Source organism: Enterobacter cloacae complex sp. P40C2, from assembly GCF_014930695.1.
Classification (GTDB): domain Bacteria; phylum Pseudomonadota; class Gammaproteobacteria; order Enterobacterales; family Enterobacteriaceae; genus Enterobacter; species Enterobacter pasteurii.
Genome location: NZ_JADBRP010000005.1, coordinates 176,779 through 193,211, shown reverse-complemented (window position 1 = coordinate 193,211; position 16,433 = coordinate 176,779). Strand labels below are relative to the sequence as shown.

At 59.6% G+C, this 16,433-nt stretch carries 13 protein-coding genes; 9 read left to right on the top strand and 4 right to left on the bottom strand.

What is annotated here, in order from left to right; genetic code table 11:
• Positions 1–18 precede the first annotated feature (18 nt).
• Genes IM304_RS11850 through IM304_RS11840 form a run of 3 tightly spaced genes read right to left on the bottom strand, consistent with a single transcriptional unit; the run spans position 19 to position 3,006 of the window.
• A complete protein-coding gene (locus IM304_RS11850; protein ID WP_193355157.1) occupies positions 19–1,551 on the bottom strand; it encodes an ABC transporter substrate-binding protein in 1,533 nt (510 codons plus the stop codon).
• 15 nt (positions 1,552–1,566) lie between these two features.
• A complete protein-coding gene (ddpX, locus tag IM304_RS11845) occupies positions 1,567–2,139 on the bottom strand; it encodes a D-alanyl-D-alanine dipeptidase (RefSeq protein ID WP_148419817.1) in 573 nt (190 codons plus the stop codon).
• Between the two features lie 12 nt (positions 2,140–2,151).
• A complete protein-coding gene (locus IM304_RS11840; protein ID WP_148419818.1) occupies positions 2,152–3,006 on the bottom strand; it encodes a MurR/RpiR family transcriptional regulator in 855 nt (284 codons plus the stop codon).
• A 267-nt stretch (positions 3,007–3,273) separates the two neighbouring features.
• Here IM304_RS11840 and IM304_RS11835 point away from each other — a divergent pair, with 267 nt between their 5' ends.
• The 9 genes from IM304_RS11835 (at position 3,274) to dsbG (ending at position 15,092) form a co-directional block, all read left to right on the top strand.
• A complete protein-coding gene (locus IM304_RS11835) occupies positions 3,274–4,746 on the top strand; it encodes a carboxylesterase (protein WP_193355156.1) in 1,473 nt (490 codons plus the stop codon).
• A 90-nt stretch (positions 4,747–4,836) separates the two neighbouring features.
• Positions 4,837–6,048, top strand: coding sequence for a diguanylate phosphodiesterase (locus IM304_RS11830; RefSeq protein ID WP_193355155.1), 1,212 nt, complete (start codon positions 4,837–4,839; stop codon positions 6,046–6,048).
• Positions 6,049–6,136: 88 nt separating this feature from the next.
• On the top strand, positions 6,137–7,033 hold the full coding sequence (locus tag IM304_RS11825; protein ID WP_193355154.1) for an aminoimidazole riboside kinase: 897 nt from the start codon (positions 6,137–6,139) through the stop codon (positions 7,031–7,033).
• Between the two features lie 170 nt (positions 7,034–7,203).
• Complete coding sequence (locus IM304_RS11820) at positions 7,204–8,721, top strand: carbohydrate porin (RefSeq protein ID WP_193355153.1); 1,518 nt, start codon at positions 7,204–7,206, stop codon at positions 8,719–8,721.
• A gap of 66 nt (positions 8,722–8,787) precedes the next feature.
• Positions 8,788–10,158, top strand: a complete 1,371-nt coding sequence (locus IM304_RS11815) for a sucrose-specific PTS transporter subunit IIBC (protein WP_148419823.1) — start codon at positions 8,788–8,790, stop codon at positions 10,156–10,158.
• Complete coding sequence (locus tag IM304_RS11810; protein WP_193355152.1) at positions 10,158–11,564, top strand: sucrose-6-phosphate hydrolase; 1,407 nt, start codon at positions 10,158–10,160, stop codon at positions 11,562–11,564. The genes IM304_RS11815 and IM304_RS11810 overlap by 1 nt, the downstream gene beginning before the upstream one ends.
• 28 nt (positions 11,565–11,592) lie before the next feature.
• Positions 11,593–12,609: a LacI family DNA-binding transcriptional regulator gene (locus tag IM304_RS11805; RefSeq protein ID WP_193355151.1), complete on the top strand. Its 1,017-nt coding sequence runs from the start codon at positions 11,593–11,595 to the stop codon at positions 12,607–12,609.
• 90 nt (positions 12,610–12,699) lie between these two features.
• A complete protein-coding gene (locus tag IM304_RS11800; protein WP_193355150.1) occupies positions 12,700–14,250 on the top strand; it encodes a methyl-accepting chemotaxis protein in 1,551 nt (516 codons plus the stop codon).
• A gap of 65 nt (positions 14,251–14,315) precedes the next feature.
• A complete protein-coding gene (dsbG, locus tag IM304_RS11795) occupies positions 14,316–15,092 on the top strand; it encodes a thiol:disulfide interchange protein DsbG (protein WP_193355149.1) in 777 nt (258 codons plus the stop codon).
• A gap of 46 nt (positions 15,093–15,138) precedes the next feature.
• Here the strand turns inward: dsbG and IM304_RS11790 are convergent, their stop codons facing one another.
• Complete coding sequence (locus tag IM304_RS11790; protein ID WP_193355148.1) at positions 15,139–16,431, bottom strand: glycoside hydrolase family 10 protein; 1,293 nt, start codon at positions 16,429–16,431, stop codon at positions 15,139–15,141.
• Between the last annotated feature and the right edge of the window lie 2 nt (positions 16,432–16,433).

Genomic DNA, 16,433 nt, shown 5'->3' with positions numbered 1-16,433 from the left:
TCCCCCCGGCGTGGGCCGTTACTTACTCATGGTGGCGATGTTAAAGACCTGCTCAAGCATCGGATTAAAGGTGAAACCTTTGACCTCTTTGTTCATCGCCAGCTGGTAGTTCTTCTGGAACAGATAAACGTAAGCCGCCTCGTCAATGACCACTTTTTGCGCTTGCTGATAGTCTTTGGTGCGTTCGGCCTGATCGGTGGTTTTCAGCGCCGCCTGCAGTAGCGCGTCAACCTCCCTGTTCTCATAGAACGAGCGGTTGCCCGGCAGCCCCTTTTTGTCCGACTCGAACCAGTAGTTCATAAACATGTACGGGTCGGCGAAGTCCGGGCTCCAGTTGCCGATGGCAATGTCATAGTCGCCTTTGCCCACGCGGTCGCGCATGGTGGCGTTGGCCAGTTTCTCCAGCCTGACGTTAATGCCCAGCTTGCCGAGGCTCGCCTGGGTGGAGAGGGCGATGGGCTCCCAGTTCGGGTCGTTATCGGAGTAAAGGAACGTCAGGCTGGCCGGTTTGTCTTTCACCTTTTCCAGCGCCGCCCTGGCTTTGGCTTCGTCAAAGCTGTACTGCATGGCGTTCGCATCGAAGCCCCACATGCCGTCCGGGATCGGGCCGCGCATCTGCTTGCCGTTCCCGCTGAGAATGCCTTTCACCATCCCCTGATAATCGGTCGCCCAGGAGACCGCGCGGCGCAATTCCACCTGATTCATCGGGGCCTTACCGTTGTTAAGATAGAGATAGGTCACGCGCAGGGACGGATACTCCGCCACGGCCACTTTGCCTTCCTGCTTCAGGGCGGCAAGCTGATCCACCGGCAGCGCGTCGGCTATGTCCAGATCGCCACGGGAAAGCTGAAGGCGACGCGACGCGCTTTCGCCAATAATTTTCACCGCTACGCGCTTAAAGTGCGGCTTTTCGCCCGGCCAGTGCGGGTTAGGCACCATCACCAGCTGCTGACCCTTGCGCCAGCTTTTCAGCATAAACGGGCCGGAACCGGCGGTGTTTTGCGCCAGGAAACCGCGAGCATCGTCTGCGGCATTGGCCTTCAGCACCGCCGGGTTGACGATCGACGCGCCGTCGTTGGCCAGCGTATACAGGAACGGGGCAAACGGCTGGCTGAGGGTGAACTTCACGGTGTGCTCATCCACCGCATCCACCTTTAAATCTTTCGGAAACGCCTCGGACGGCCCCTGGCCGATTTTCAGCAGGCGCTCAAACGACAGCTTGACCGCTTCGGCGGTTACCGGCGTGCCGTCGGAAAACCTTGCGTTGTCCGCCAGGGTGAACGTCCACGCCTTCCGATCCTCCGAGGCGTTCCAGCCCGTCGCCAGATCGCCTTCCACCTCCGTGGTGCCCGGCTTGTATTTCACCAGCCGCTGGTAGGAGGGATAGGTCACCGTCCAGTCGTTATTGTCGATAGTTACCGCCGGATCGAGCGTTTGCGGGTCGGCGGCCTTGCCAATCACCAGCATATCTTTTGGCACAGCCGCCAGCGCGAGCGGGGCGCTCAGGGCGAGCGTAGCGGCAATCAGGGTCGTAAGCAGCGTTGTTTTCATGGCCGGGCTCCAGAATTAGAGTGAGTGTGTGGTCGTAAAACAGGCGAACTGGTCATCCAGCAGCGGATAGCCTGCGGCGTTCGGCAGTTCGAAATGCCACCACTCGCTGCTGATGCCCACAAAACCGCCGCCGGACATCACGGCGTTAAGAAGCAGCCGGTTGCGCTGCGCCTCGGGCGGTACGGAAGGGTGCCAGGCGTGGGAACGCTCGTGCATGTCGTCAAAGCCGGCCCCCATATCCAGCACGTTGTCGTGTTCGTCCATGAGCGTGACGTCAACGGCGGTGCCCCGGCTGTGGTTAGATCCAACCGCCACGTCCACCACGTATTCCGGATTCGGGCAGGCATCCCAGAGCTGCGCCTGCGCCTGCTGGGGGCGGTAGGCGTCGTAGACCACCAGCTTCAGTCCGGCCAGCGCGGCGATGCTGATGGCCTTTGCCAGCGCGGTGGCGGCATCCGTATGCAGCAGACACGTGGCCTGCTGGTAGATCGGGCGGCCGGTGATGTTGTCGGCGGTCGCGTATTTTAGATCGATATGCAGCGTGGGAAAGGTTTTCGCCACGTCAATCAGCTGATTCTCTTCGGGCATAGCTCCGCTCCTTTAGCGTTCGAATTGACCAAACTCTTGTTGTAACTGTCGGTTGATTGCCAGACGCTCCGGCAGCGCATCCCCCAGCGCCTCCACCACGCCCGACAGCAGCAGGTTGAACAGGCAGCTCACGGGCGCCAGCGAATCCCAGAAATGGCCGGTATCGGTCTTCACCTGGAGTAAATCAATCGGGTAATCCCGCGCCCACGGGCACCAGATATCGGTGATCAGCGCCATCGGCAGCCCTTTTTCACTCGCCACGCGGCAGTACTGACGGGCAATGGCGGAGTAGGCGCGGGTATCCGTCAGCACGATATACGGGTGCGCAAAGCCGGAGTTAAGCGACTCCACCCAGCTGCCGGAGAGCCCTTCGGAATAGCTCACGCGCGGGCGCAGGTATTCAAGATGGCTGAAGAACGCGTTGGCGATCCCGCGCGTGGACTGGATCCCCAGCACGAAGACGGCGTCAGCATGGGTAAGCCGCTGAACGACCTGTCTGAACGTCTCGCTTTGCGCCAGCTGATAAACGTGGGCAATGGCATCCACCTCCAGCGAGAGGGAGTGCTGAACGCGATCCGACAGCGGCTGCTGCTGCTTCCAGGAGTCGAGGCGCTCGTTAATGCCCCAGGGCTGGCGGGGATCGCGCAGGCTTTTTTTGGCATCGTCCAGGTTGCGGTAGCCCAGCTTGCGCAGAAAGCGTCCGACGGTGATGCCGCTGGTAGCGGTTGCCAGCGCCACGCTCTCTGCCGTTTCAAACGGAATCTGCCCGGCGTGCGCCAGCATCCAGCTCGCCACCCGCTTTTCGCTCGGGGTGAGCTGGCTGAACGTCGCCTCGATACGGCCCAGCACCTCAGGTTTTGTCGTCATACCGCCTCGCTGTTAACCGGCTGTCAAAGCCCCGATGTTTGTTACCTGATTAACAATGCAGGATGCGTGCCATACTCACACTGCGGCGAAAGCGCGCTGTGCTGCAAAGTTAATGCAATATTTAATTAACGAATGAACAACATTTGTGCAGCGTAGTTCACTTTTGGTGCAGCGCAGGATTTGACGGCTATCTATTTAGTGAATACGTCAGTCTCTTCACATTTTTTGGTAAGATGGCGGCACTATGCACAAGAGAGGGAGCCTCACATGGCGAATTTGCCCTGGCGGGTCAGCGTGCGCCTGAAGGCTCTCGCAAAAAAACTGGCGATCGTCGTCGGGATCGTTCTGATCGTGCTGCTTGCGGTGCGCGTATATCTTTCACAGCAGGGGCCGGCGCTGCATTCGTGGCACACCTGGCGGGCAAACGAGATGTCCGTGCGCGAGATGGACAACGCGAGCTTTGCGCAGTACCTCACGCGTGAAAATGCCATCTTCAGCGATCTCGATAGCGAGGTGACGGCGAAAGCAACGGCGGAGGAGCGCACGCCGCTTAACCGCTACTACCGCCAGAGCCTGGTGTGGCCCGGCCAGTTTTCCCCGGATGCCAACCGATCCTTTGTCCTGAAGCCTGACGGAAAACCGCGCGGGGCGGTGGTGCTGCTGCACGGGCTGACGGATTCGCCCTACAGCGTCAGGCATCTGGCCCTGCATTATCAAACGCGCGGCTTCGTGGCCGTGGTCCCTCGCTTGCCCGGTCACGGCACCGCGCCCGGCGCGCTGACGGACGTTGACTGGGAGGCGTGGCTGGCGGCAACGCGTCTGGCGGTCCGCGAGGCGACGCGCCTGGCGGGTAACGATGTTCCCCTGCACCTGGTGGGCTACTCCAACGGCGGGGCGCTGGCGATGAAATATGCCCTCGACTCGCTTGATGCGCCTGAACTGCGCAAGCCTCAGCAGATCGTTTTGCTCTCGCCAATGATTGGCGTCACGGCATTTGCCCGCTTTGCCGGGTTCGCCGGGCTGCCGGCCATGCTGCCGGCGTTTGCCAAAGCCGCGTGGCTCAACGTTTCACCCGAATACAATCCTTACAAATACAACTCGTTTCCGGTGAACGCGGCGCGCCAGTCGTGGCTGTTGACCCAGGCGCTGCATGAGCAGATCGGCCGCGCCGCCCGGGAACACCGGCTGGCGCAGCTGCCGCCGGTTCTCGCGTTCCAGTCGATCATGGATTCAACGGTCAGTACCCGCGCGGTGGTCACCGGGCTGTTTGACCAGCTCCCGGCTAACGGCAGCGAGCTGGTGGTTATTGACATCAACCAGGCCGGGAGCTTTCGCCCGCTGTTTAAGCCCGCTTCCTGGACCGCGCTGGCCGACCTGCTGCCCGAGGCTCGCAGACGTTACAGTGTCACCGTCATTACCAACGCCAGCGCCGACAGTTATCAGACGGTCGCGAAAACGACGCCCGCGGGAAGCACGCGGGAGACGGCGATCCCGCTGCCGGTTACCTATCCGCGCGAGGTCTACTCTCTGTCGCACGTTGCCATTCCGTTCCCTCCCGATGACGATCTTTATGGCCGCCAGCCTGCGATAAAAAATCACTATGGTATTAGCCTCGGGACCATTGCCCTGTGGGGGGAGACCTCGGTGCTGAGCGTCGGCAAAGATGCGCTGATGCGCGTGACGTCAAACCCGTTCTACGACTATATGCAGGCGCGTATCGACAGCCGTATCGGGGATTAGTAGTTCCGGCGCGGAATAGATTAGGTCACGCCGTGGAACTGTGTTAAACAGTACGGTTCAGGCGTATACCTCATATCGGACCCCGTTTCTGTGCTGACAACTCTCATTTATCGAAGCCAGCTGAGCTTAACCTGCACCGTTGCAGAGTTAAGCGCGCTGGTTGAACAGGCCAGGATCCGCAACACGGAGCAGGGCATCTCCGGCATTCTTCTCTCCAGCGGCCGGGACGTTTTGCAAATTCTCGAAGGGACAGAAGAGAACGTGGTCGCGCTTTTTAAGACCATCCGCGAAGACAGCCGACATCACGGTGTGGTGGAGCTGATGCGCGATTACGGTCCGCGCAGGCGTTTCGACAATGTTGGAATGCTGCTGTTTGACATTCAGGCCCGAACCCGGAAGGCGGTTCTGGAGTCGGTACTGCACTACAGCAAGCTGGAAAGCTATCTTACGTCTGACGATCGGGTGTTTAAATTCATCCAGACGTTTATCGTCGGCAAATCCTCTCCTCAACCGACGGCACAGTATGAACCCGAAAAATGGACGCTCTCGCGGGAAGGTACGCCGTTCGGCAACGGGTTAGGCCTGTTGGCGGGTCAGACCTGCCAGTTTGCGCTGCAGCCGATTATCGAGCCGTCCGAGGGCAAAATTAGCTCTCTTGAGGCCCTCATTCGCGGCAACGATGGCGGCAGCCCGGAGCAGTTCTTCCGTACGCTCGACCCCTCGCGGATCTACGAAACCGACCTGCAAACCAAGGCCTGGACCTTCGCGCTGGCAGAAAAGCTGGGCATTGGCAGCCACAAGCTGGCCGTCAACCTGCTGCCGATGTCGCTGGTTAACGTTCCCGGTGCGGTAGCGTTTCTGGTGGCGCAGATAAAAAAGCACGGCCTTCAGCCCGAGCAGGTGGTCATCGAAGTGACGGAAAGCGAAATGATTTCCGGGTTCAACCAGTTTAACAGCGCCATTAAGCAGCTCCGCGCGGAGGGGGTCGGGCTGGCCATAGATGATTTCGGTTCCGGCTATGCCGGGCTGTCGCTGCTTACCCGGTTCCAGCCGGACAAGCTCAAAATCGACAGGGAGATCGTCAGCGATATCCACCTGAGCGGGCCAAAGCAGGCGATTGTTAAGTCGATAGTCAGCTGCTGTACCGATCTGGAAATTACCCTGGTGGCGGAAGGCATCGAGAAGATTGAAGAGTGGTGCTGGCTTGAATCCGCCGGCATTCGCCGCTTTCAGGGCTTTTTGTTCTCACGCCCGCAGCTGAATGGCGTGGGCGACATTTACTGGCCTCACCTGAAGCGATAAGCAAAATTTCCCCACGCTTATTTCCCGGACCTGTCACCTGTGCTTAAATAGCTAAACCGGTTTAACAAAATTTAGCTAAGAAGGTGATATGGATACAATCTGGGTACTTGGCGATGCGGTAGTGGATCTTCTGCCGGACGGCGAGGGTAGACTGTTGCAGTGTCCGGGCGGGGCACCGGCCAACGTCGCGGTGGGCGTCGCCCGTCTGGGCGGGAGGAGCGCATTTATCGGCCGGGTGGGCGACGATCCCTTCGGACGCTTTATGCAGAAGACGCTGGCGGACGAGAAGGTTAATACCCAATGGATGCGTCTCGATCCGCAGCATCGCACCTCCACGGTGGTGGTTGACCTCGACGACCGCGGCGAGCGCTCCTTTACCTTTATGGTTCGCCCGAGCGCTGATTTATTCCTAGAATCCGCCGATCTCCCCGCCTTTCGCGCCGGGGAGTGGCTACACGTCTGCTCCATCGCGCTCAGCGCGGAACCCAGCCGGTCTGCCGCGTTTCAGGCGATGGCGGCCATCAGACAGGCCGGCGGGTTTGTCAGCTTCGATCCCAATATTCGCGCCGATCTGTGGCACGATGAAGTAGACCTGCGCGCGTGCCTTGAGCGGGCACTGGCCTGTGCCGACGTGGTGAAGCTCTCGGTTGAAGAACTGGCGTTTTTAACCGGAAACGCGCAGGTGGACGAGGGGCTGGCGGCGCTGATGCGCGGCTGTCGGGCCCGGCTGGTGCTGGTGACGCAGGGAAAAGAGGGGGTTACCGCCTGGCAGAAAGGCGCGTTGAGGCACTATCCCGCCACCACCGTTGAATGCGTTGATGCCACCGGCGCGGGGGATGCCTTCGTTGCCGGACTGCTGTTCGGGCTGGCGCGCGAGGGATACGCCGACCTCCCGGCCGTTATCGCGATCGCGCAGCGCTGCGGCGCGCTGGCGACCACCGCAAAGGGGGCAATGACCGCGCTGCCGTACCGTCACGAGCTGTAATTTTCTCTCCTGGCCGCCGCCCGGCGGCCTGAACTGTCGCCTCGATCACACTTACTAAATCGGTTTAGCAAAAAACATTGCCGATCCAAAATTGCGCGGTTTAGTATCTTCAGCCTAAACCGGTTTAGCAATTTAGCACTTTCACCGACCTTTTCCAGGAATGCGACAAAATGTATAAAAAACGCACGCTTGCCGTGATGATAGGCATGCTGGCCGGCAGTACCTCTGTCTTTGCCCAGACGAATATGAACAGTATCGAAGCCCGCCTTGCAGCGCTGGAGCAGCGTTTGCAGGAGGCGGAAACCCGCGCGCAGGTTGCTGAAAAGCGCGCCACGGCGGCGGAACAAAAAACGCAGCAGCTGGTGGCGGCCCAGCAGAAAACGCAAACCACCACCCGGGAGGTGGCGCAACGTACCGCGGCACTGGAGAAAAAAGCCGACCGCAGCAGCGGCTTTGAGTTTCACGGCTACGCCCGCTCCGGCCTGCTGATGAACGACGCGGCCTCCGGCAGCAAAAGCGGCCCGTACCTTACTCCCGCCGGAGAAACGGGCGGGGCCATCGGCCGCCTGGGGAACGAAGCGGACACCTACGTTGAGCTGAACGTTGAGCACAACCAGACGCTGGAGAATGGCGCCACGACGCGCTTTAAGGCGATGCTGGCTGACGGTCAGAAAACCTATAACGACTGGTCGGCCGACAGCAGCGACCTGAATATTCGTCAGGCCTTTGCCGAACTGGGCAATCTGCCGGACTTCACCGGCGCGCTGAAGGGCAGCACCTTCTGGGCGGGAAAACGCTTCGATCGCGATAATTTTGACATTCACTGGCTGGATTCCGACGTGGTGTTTCTCGCCGGAACCGGCGGCGGCGTGTACGACGTGAAGTGGAACGACGCGCTGCGCAGCAACTTCTCTCTCTATGGCCGCAACTTCGGCAGCGAGGAGGAGATCGACAACAACGTACAGAACTACATCCTCAGCATGAATCACTTCGCCGGGCCGTTGCAGGTGATGGTCAGCGGCCTGCGGGCAAAAGATAATGACGACCGTAAGGACAGCAACGGCGATGCGATTAAAACCGACGCGGCGAATAACGGCGTGCATGCCCTGGTCGGTCTGCATAACGACAGTTTCTACGGCCTTCGCGAAGGTTCCGCCAAAACGGCGCTGCTCTACGGCCACGGTCTGGGTGCAGAGGTGAAGAGCATCGGCGCTGACGGCGCGCTGCTGTCGGAAGCCGATACGTGGCGCTTTGCAAGTTACGGTGTCACGCCGCTGGGCGGTGGCTGGCACGTTGCGCCCGCCGTGCTGGCGCAGAGCAGCAAGGACCGCTACGTGAAGGGCGACAGCTACGAGTGGGTCACGCTTAACGCCCGCCTCATCAAGGAGGTTACCCAGAATTTCGCCCTCGCGTTTGAGGGCAGCTATCAGTACATGGATTTATCCCCTGAAGGCTACAAGGATCGCAACGCGGTAAACGGCAGCTTCTACAAGCTAACCTTTGCCCCGACGCTAAAGGCGGGCAAGATTGGCGATTTCTTCAGCCGTCCGGAGCTGCGCCTGTTCGCCACGTGGATGGACTGGAGCAGCAGGCTGGATAACTATGCCAGCGATGACGCCTTTGGCAGCAGCGGCTTCAACGCAGGCGGGGAATGGAACTTTGGGGTACAGATGGAAACCTGGTTTTAACCCTGTACGCTCCCGCACCGCGGGGGCGTTTTGAACATCATAAAAAGAGGTCAGGAAGAGGTATCTATGGATTTTAATCAAATTGCCCGCGAGCTTATTCCGCTTCTCGGCGGCAAAGAGAACATCGCCAGCGCGGCGCACTGCGCGACGCGTCTTCGTCTGGTCCTGGTCGATGATGCGCTTGCCGACCAGCAGGCCATCGGCAAGGTTGAAGGCGTAAAGGGCTGTTTTCGTAACGCCGGACAGATGCAGGTGATCTTCGGTACGGGGGTGGTGAATAAAGTTTACGCGGCGTTTATTCAGGCGGCAGGGATTAGCGAATCCAGCAAGTCGGAGGCGGCGGATATAGCGGCACGCAAGCTGAATCCGTTCCAGCGCATCGCCCGTTTGCTCTCTAACATCTTCGTGCCGATTATTCCGGCGATTGTGGCCTCCGGCCTGCTGATGGGCCTGCTCGGGATGGTGAAAACCTACGGCTGGGTGGATCCGGACAACGCGCTTTATATCATGCTGGACATGTGCAGCTCGGCGGCGTTTATCATTCTGCCGATCCTGATTGGCTTCACCGCCGCGCGCGAGTTTGGCGGCAACCCGTATCTGGGGGCAACGCTGGGGGGCATTCTGACGCACCCGGCGCTGACCAACGCCTGGGGCGTGGCGTCCGGCTTCCAGACGATGAACTTTTTCGGCCTTGAAATCGCCATGATTGGCTATCAGGGGACCGTGTTCCCGGTGCTGCTGGCGGTGTGGTTTATGAGCATCGTGGAGAAGCAGCTGCGCCGGGCGATCCCGGACGCGTTAGATCTGATCCTGACGCCGTTCCTGACCGTTATTATCTCCGGCTTTATCGCGCTGTTGATTATCGGCCCGGCGGGACGCGCGCTGGGCGACGGCATCTCCTTCATCCTCAGCACCCTGATTGCGCACGCGGGCTGGCTGGCGGGGCTGCTGTTTGGCGGCCTGTATTCGGTCATCGTCATCACCGGTATTCACCACAGCTTCCACGCCATCGAGGCCGGGCTGCTGGGCAACCCGTCGATAGGCGTTAACTTCCTGCTGCCGATCTGGGCGATGGCGAACGTGGCGCAGGGCGGGGCGTGTCTGGCGGTGTGGTTCAAAACCCGCGATGCCAAAATCAAAGCCATCACGCTACCGTCGGCGTTCTCGGCGATGCTGGGCATTACCGAGGCGGCGATTTTCGGCATCAACCTGCGCTTCGTGAAGCCGTTTATCGCGGCGCTGATTGGCGGCGCGGCGGGCGGCGCCTGGGTGGTGTCGGTGCACGTTTACATGACCGCCGTCGGGCTGACCGCCATACCCGGCATGGCGATCGTACAGGGCAGCTCGCTGCTCAACTATATTATCGGCATGGTGATTGCCTTTGGCGTGGCGTTCACCGTCTCCCTGCTGCTGAAGTATAAAACGGACTCTGAATAATGACCTCTGCTTCCCGCTGGCCTGCCGTGCTGCAGGCCGTGATGAAAGGCCAGCCGCGCGCGCTGGCGGACAGCCACTATCCCCAGTGGCATCCTGCGCCGGTGACGGGGCTAATGAACGATCCGAACGGCTTTATCTGGTTTGCCGGACGTTACCACCTGTTCTATCAGTGGAACCCGCTGGACAGCGATCATCGTTACAAGTGCTGGGGCCACTGGAGTTCAGCGGATATGGTGCACTGGCGGCATGAGCCCATGGCGCTGATGCCCGACGAAGACTATGACCGTAACGGCTGTTACTCCGGCAGCGCCGTGGATGATAACGGCGCGCTGACCCTGTGCTATACCGGCAACGTCAAGTTTGACGATGGCGGCCGCACCGCCTGGCAGTGTCTGGCGGTGCAAAATGACGATGGAACTTTTAGCAAGCTGGGGCCGGTGCTGCCGCTGCCGGAAGGGTATACCGGACACGTCCGGGATCCGAAGGTGTGGCGCCAGAACGGGCTGTGGTACATGGTGCTCGGCGCGCAGGATCTGCAAAAGCGGGGCAAGGTGCTGCTGTACAAATCCGGGGATTTACGCTGCTGGCAGCCCTGCGGTGAAGTTGCCGGACACGGGGTGAACGGGCTTACGGATGCCGGGTATATGTGGGAGTGCCCGGATCTGTTTGCGCTCGACGGCACGCACGTCCTGATCTGCTGCCCGCAGGGGCTGGCGCGCGAGCCGCACCGCTATCTCAACACCTATCCGGCCGTCTGGATGAGCGGGGCGTTTGATGAGGAAACGGCTGCCTTTGCCCACGGCGAGCTGCACGAGCTTGATGCCGGTTTCGAATTTTACGCGCCGCAAACCGCGGTGGCAGAGGACGGCCGACGGATTCTTATCGGCTGGATGGGCGTGCCGGACGGGGAGGAGATGCTCCAGCCGACCCGCGCGCACGGCTGGATCCATCAGATGACCTGTCCACGAGAGCTACGCTTTCGCGACGGTAAGCTCCTGCAAACTCCGGTGCGCGAGCTGGAAACGCTGCGCGAGGAGGAAAATTACTGGCAGGGTCGCGCCGACGATGCGCCGGAACTGGACGGAACGCGCCTGGAGTTCGAGCTGAGCGCCTCGCGCGTGAACGTGGATTTTGCCGGGACGTTGCGGCTCGCTGTCGATGACGAGGGTATACGCCTGGAGCGGGCCAGCCTGAAAACCGGAGAAACGTTAACCCGCTACTGGCGGGGAGAGGTGCACCATCTGCGCGTGCTGTGCGACCGTTCCAGCGTTGAAATTTTCATCAATCACGGTGAAGGGGTCATGAGCAGCCGCTATTTTCCCGACCATCCGGCACGGGTGCGCGTCGAAGGTGCGTCCGACATCACATTACGCTACTGGTCGCTGCGCAGCTGCATGATAGAATAGCGGTTTTGGCAGCCGGAACCAGGTCGTTGTGAGAAAAACAAAACGCGTTACCATTAAAGACATTGCGGAGCTGGCGGGGGTGTCAAAAGCCACCGCCAGCCTGGTGCTGAACGGCCGCAGCAAAGAGCTTCGGGTGGCGGAGGAGACGCGCGAGCGCGTGCTGGCGATTGCCAAAGAACACCATTACCAGCCCAGCATTCACGCCCGTTCGCTGCGGGATAACCGCAGCCACACCATTGGTCTGGTGGTGCCGGAAATCACCAACTACGGTTTTGCCGTCTTTTCTCACGAACTGGAGACCCTGTGCCGCGAGGCGGGCGTTCAGCTGCTGATCTCGTGTAGCGATGAAAATCCGGGCCAGGAGACGGTGGTGGTCAATAACATGGTGGCGCGCCAGGTGGACGGGCTGATCGTCGCCTCCAGCATGCTTATCGACGCGGACTATCAGAAGCTGAGCGAACAGCTGCCGGTGGTGCTCTTTGACCGCCATATGAACGACAGCTCTCTGCCGCTGGTCATCACCGATTCGATTACCCCTACCGCTGAACTGGTGGCCGAAATTGCTCGCCAGCACCCAGATGAGTTCTATTTCCTCGGCGGACAGCCGCGGTTATCCCCGACGCGAGACCGCCTGGAAGGGTTTAAGCAGGGGCTGCGCGACGCCGGCGTTGAGTTACGCCCGGAGTGGATCATTCATGGCAATTACCACCCGAGCTCCGGCTACGAAATGTTTGCTGAACTGTGCGCGCGCCTTGGCCGCCCGCCTGAAGCCCTCTTTACCGCCGCCTGCGGTCTGCTGGAAGGGGTGTTACGCTACATGGGCCAGCATAACCTGCTGCAAAGCGAAATACGCCTGGCCAGCTTTGACGACCACTATCTGTATGATTCTTTAACCCTTCCCGTTGATACCATCCGCCAGGACAATCGCCAGCTCGCCTGGCACTGCTTCGATCTGATTGGCAAACTGATTGAAGGAGAAACGCCGGAGCCGATCCAGCGGAAGCTGGACGCCACGCTGCGGCGGCGATACAGCGGCACGAAATAAAAGCGACTTACGGATACATCAATAACTTTAATTAATTAAAGATCTGATTCAGCCGATAACCAAAGGGAAATTATATCTCTGAGGTGTGTTATGTCGTTGAAAAAATCATCACTGATTGTCCTGTTTTCCCTGCTTTTCTTCTTTGTGGCCAGCACCATTACCAGCGTTGGGCTCATCATAAAAAGTAATAATTCGCTGGATAACGTGAACAAAGAAATTCAGGTCGTGCTGTCCATCATCGACCCCATCAACCACAGCCGGACCCTGCGCGTCAGGGTGATGGAGTATGTGAAAATGGTGGAGGCAGGGGATACCTCGGATCGGTCTGCGAAGCTGGCATCGGTGAAAGAGGCGCTGACCAAAGCCGACGGCGCCTTTTCGGCATTTATGGCCGCGCCGCGTTTGCAGGATGAAGCCTCACTGATTACCGCCTACCGGGACGCGTGGCAAAACTACCGTAACCAGGGGCTGGAGCCGCTGATCGCCGCAGCCGCTTCTCAGGACGTGGCGCGATTCAACGCGCTCATTCCCGTGGTGTCTCAGCTCGATCGCCAGTATGAGATCGTGCTCGACCAGATCCTCTCCGTTCACCAGACGTACGCCAAAAGCCTGAACGAGGATGCGAGCAGCAATTTCGTGTCAGGGCTGGTTATCATCGCCAGCATTGCCCTGCTGTTTGTGGTGGTGATTATCGCCGTCAGCGTCCTGATGAAACGGGTCGTCTTCGCGCCGGTCAACCTGGCGCGCGAGCACTGTAGCCAGATTGCAGCCGGGAAGCTGGACGTTCCGGTACCCGTTAAGCCTCACTCAGACAATGAAATCGAACGCCTGATGGGATCGATGGAGCAGATGCGCCAGGCGCTGCTCGCGACCATTTCTCAGGTGCGCGATGCCAGCCATACCGTAACGCACGCGGCGCAGGAAATTGCCTCGGGCAATATCGACCTGGCCTCGCGCACTGAACAGCAGGCTTCCGCCTTAACCCAGACGGCCGCCAGCATGGAAGAGCTGAGCGCGACGGTGGCGAACAATACTGAAAACGTATTCCAGGCGGGTAAGCTGGTGCAGGACGCGGTGAAAAATGCGCGTACCGGAGAAGCGGTAACCCGCGACGTTATCGAAACGATGAATACCATCGCCTCTAACTCGAAGCGCATTGAGGATATCACCAGCGTGATTAACAGCATTGCGTTCCAGACCAACATTCTGGCGCTGAACGCGGCAGTTGAAGCGGCGCGTGCCGGCACGCAGGGGCGTGGCTTCGCGGTGGTGGCAAGTGAAGTTCGCACCCTGGCGCAGAAAAGCGCGGTGGCAGCGAAGGATATCGAACATCTCATCGCCCAGTCCGTTTCCAGCGTGAAGAGCGGTGCGGAGCTGGTTAACCGCTCGGGAGAGGTAATCGATTCTATTATTTCATCGGTGAATAAAGTTAATAGCCTGATGGAGCAAATTTCGGTCGCCTCCGAGGAGCAGAGCCGCGGGATTGGTCAGGTCGGGCAGGCCGTGACCGAGATGGATGGCGTAACTCAGCAGAACGCGGCGCTGGTGCAGCAGTCCGCCGCCGCCGCGGCCTCGCTGGAGGAGCAGGCGCAGCAGCTGTCGCAGAGTATTTCGAGTTTCAGCCTGCCCAGGACGGCTTGACGGACAGGCGTTGACAGGGCAATAAACTTCGACCACTCTAAAAACAATATCTTAGAGAGGTCGTTATGCTTCAACGGTTTGCAAAGAAAAAGGCGCTGTTACTTTCTGCTCTGCTGGTTTCCGGGCTGGTCAGGGCAGAAGAGTCGCTTCCTGACGTGGTGAAGACATTCAGCGAGCAGCAGGACATCAAAATCATCAAGAAAATTGACGCCCCCGGCGGCGCGCCAGCGTGGCTGGGGCAATATCAGGATATGGGCGTCACCCTCTTTTTGACCCCTGACGGGAAGCATGTGGTGTCGGGCTATCTGTATGATGAGAAGGGAACAAACCTTAGCGAGGCCCTGTTCCAGAAAGAAATTTACGCGCCGATGGGCCGCGAGATGTGGAAAAAGCTTAACGCGGCGCATCCGCTGAAAGAGGGCGCAGATACGGCGCCGCGTAAGGTCTTTGTCTTTGCCGACCCGTTCTGCCCGTACTGCAAGCAGTTCTGGGCTGAAGCGCAGCCGTGGGTGAAGGCCGGCAAGGTCCAGCTCAACACGCTGCTGGTCGCGTTCCTTAACCCGAAAAGCGGGCGTAACGCCTCTGCGATCCTGAATGCCAAAGATCCGGTATCGGCATGGAAAGCGTACGAGCTGTCCGGCGGCAAAAAGTTGCCTAAACCTAACGGGGCGGCATCCCGGGAAACCGTTGAGATCCTGCAAAACCACCAGACGCTAATGGACAGCCTCGGTGCGAACGCGACGCCGGCTATTTATTATCTAAACGAGCAAAACGAACTGCAGCAGGTCGTGGGCATGCCGGACGCAAAACAGCTTGAGGCAATGTTCGGGCCGAAGCCGTAAGCGCGTAAAAGAGAGGCAGAAACGGGGCGTTTCTGCCTGTTCTCCTTCAGCTTCCCCAGCGCCCGCGAAGGTAATTCACCGCCTCCTGGGTCTGGGGCTGGTTAAGATAGTCTTCGCGAAACAGGATCGTGCCCTTTACGTCCGGCAGTGAATCATTAAGATCCAGCTGTTTTTTCAGCTCCGGCACGCCGCCGTTCACCGTCCAGTCCGGTTCATTTCGGGAAGGCGCGCCGACTTTATAAAATGCGATCCCGATATAGAGGCGGGTATGGGTCGGCTTCACCACGTCGGCCCACCATTTTGTCAGCACATCGTAGCGCGCGGCATCCCGGGCGAACGGCCAGTAGATCTGCGGCGCGATGTAGTCCAGTAAGCCCTGCTGTACCCACTTGCGGGTGTCCGCGTAGGATTCATCATAGGCTGCCGCGCCGCGCGTGTCCGAGCCCGCCGGGTCGAACGAGCGGTTGCGCCAGACGCCTGCCGGGCTGACGCCAAATTCAACCTCAGGTTTAGCCTGCTTAATCGCCCGCGAAACCTGCACAATCAGCTCCTGCGTGTTGTGCCGTCGCCAGTCCGCTTTTGACGCAAACCCCTCGCCGTAGCGCCTGAAGGTGTAAGCATCGTTCAGGGTGGAGCCGGGCGTCTCCGTGTAGAAATAATCATCGAACTGTACGCCGTCAATGGCGTAGCGATCCACTACCTCCATCACTACACGGGTTATCCAGTCCCGCACTTCCGGAATGCCCGGATCGAGGACAAAGCGATCCCCTGAGGTGCGTATCCATTCGGGATGCTGCACGTAGACGCTGGAAGGGCGAAGCGACGAGGTCCGGTTAAGCGCGGCGATGGTCGAGGGTCTGGTATTAGTGGAAACGCGATACGGGTTAAACCAGGCGTGAACCTTCATGCCGCGCCGGTGGGCTTCATCCAGCATAAACTGGAGCGGATCGTATCCCGGGTATTCCCCGATAGTCCCCGTCAGGGTATCTGACCACGGCAGTATGTTGGAAGACCACAGCGCCGTACTGTCCGGTTTAACCTGGAAGAAGACGGTGTTGATCCCCAGGCTTTTCAGCTTGTCCAGTTTGTCCGTCAGCGCACGCTGCTGTTGGGCGATACGCTGCTCCGCGCTGCGGCCATTTACCGACGATACCGGCGGCCAGTCGAGGCGGGAGACGGTCGCCAGCCAGATCCCGCGCATGGGCTGGTTTGCCTGCGGTAGAGGTTTATTTGCCTGCGGCAGTGGCGTAACGAGCGACTTCGGCGGCGTGGAGGTGCAGCTTACAAGTAAAAGCGCGCAGCCAAGCAGCGCGCCGGTCCGTTTTACATGTCGCATCATTG

What these genes read in the sequence shown, in the direction of transcription:
- IM304_RS11790 (WP_193355148.1), bottom strand. Translation starts at nt 16,431, where the DNA reads ATGATGCGACATGTAAAACGGACCGGCGCGCTGCTTGGCTGCGCGCTT.
- ddpX (WP_148419817.1), bottom strand. Translation starts at nt 2,139, where the DNA reads ATGCCCGAAGAGAATCAGCTGATTGACGTGGCGAAAACCTTTCCCACG.
- IM304_RS11815 (WP_148419823.1), top strand. Translation starts at nt 8,788, where the DNA reads ATGGATTTTAATCAAATTGCCCGCGAGCTTATTCCGCTTCTCGGCGGC.
- IM304_RS11835 (WP_193355156.1), top strand. Translation starts at nt 3,274, where the DNA reads ATGGCGAATTTGCCCTGGCGGGTCAGCGTGCGCCTGAAGGCTCTCGCA.
- IM304_RS11825 (WP_193355154.1), top strand. Translation starts at nt 6,137, where the DNA reads ATGGATACAATCTGGGTACTTGGCGATGCGGTAGTGGATCTTCTGCCG.
- IM304_RS11820 (WP_193355153.1), top strand. Translation starts at nt 7,204, where the DNA reads ATGTATAAAAAACGCACGCTTGCCGTGATGATAGGCATGCTGGCCGGC.
- IM304_RS11840 (WP_148419818.1), bottom strand. Translation starts at nt 3,006, where the DNA reads ATGACGACAAAACCTGAGGTGCTGGGCCGTATCGAGGCGACGTTCAGC.
- dsbG (WP_193355149.1), top strand. Translation starts at nt 14,316, where the DNA reads ATGCTTCAACGGTTTGCAAAGAAAAAGGCGCTGTTACTTTCTGCTCTG.
- IM304_RS11800 (WP_193355150.1), top strand. Translation starts at nt 12,700, where the DNA reads ATGTCGTTGAAAAAATCATCACTGATTGTCCTGTTTTCCCTGCTTTTC.
- IM304_RS11850 (WP_193355157.1), bottom strand. Translation starts at nt 1,551, where the DNA reads ATGAAAACAACGCTGCTTACGACCCTGATTGCCGCTACGCTCGCCCTG.
- IM304_RS11810 (WP_193355152.1), top strand. Translation starts at nt 10,158, where the DNA reads ATGACCTCTGCTTCCCGCTGGCCTGCCGTGCTGCAGGCCGTGATGAAA.